1 protein-coding gene is annotated in these 731 nt (G+C 71.3%); it reads left to right on the top strand.

Annotated elements, in window-relative coordinates:
• A partial coding sequence (locus ETQ85_RS25920) for a methyltransferase domain-containing protein (protein ID WP_246128922.1) occupies window positions 1-632 on the top strand: 632 nt, incomplete at its 5' end.
• Between the last annotated feature and the right edge of the window lie 99 nt (window positions 633-731).

Genomic DNA, 731 nt, shown 5'->3' with positions numbered 1-731 from the left:
TCCTCGATGCCGGCTGCGGCACCGGCTACGCCCTGGCCGGCCTGCAGCGCACTTTTCCGGGCGCCGAATTACTGGCCCTCGACTTCGCCCCGGCCATGCTGCGCCAGCACCCGCCGGGCCTCGCCCTGCCCCTGTGTGCCGACCTCGAACAATTGCCGATTGCCGACAACAGCCTCGACGCCCTGTGGTCCAGCTACGCGCTGCAGTGGTGCAACCCGCGCAAGGCCTTCCCCGAACTGGCCCGCAGCCTGCGCCCCGGCGGCCAGTTGTGGATCGCCACCCTCGGCCCCGGCACCCTCGGCGAGCTGCGCGACGCCTTCTCGCACGTGGACAGCGAAGACCACGTGCTGCGCTTCCAGCCGCCGGAAGTCATCGAGGACGCTGCCGAAGACGCCGGCCTGCGCGTGCTGCGCAGCGAGCGTGACAACCTCTACGCCTGGGCGCCCGATCTGCGCAGCCTGCTCCGCGACATCAAGACCCTCGGCGCCCACCAGACCGGCGCTCCGCGCCGCCGCGCCCCCCTTGGAAAAGCCGCCTGGGCGCGCCTCGCCGCCGCCTACGAAGCGCACCGCACCCCCGCCGGCCTGCCCGCCGCCTACGACACCTTCTGGCTCATCGCCGAGAAACGCTGATCCGCCCATGACCGCCTTCTTCATCACCGGCACCGACACCGAAATCGGCAAGACCTTCGTCACCTGCACCCTCCTCCACGCTGCCCGCGCACAGGGCTT

The sequence above is a fragment of the Zoogloea oleivorans genome (assembly GCF_008107625.1).
Lineage (GTDB): Bacteria > Pseudomonadota > Gammaproteobacteria > Burkholderiales > Rhodocyclaceae > Zoogloea > Zoogloea oleivorans.
The sequence above is the reverse complement of the archived record's forward strand: the minus strand, read 5'-3'. Positions and strand labels throughout refer to the sequence as shown.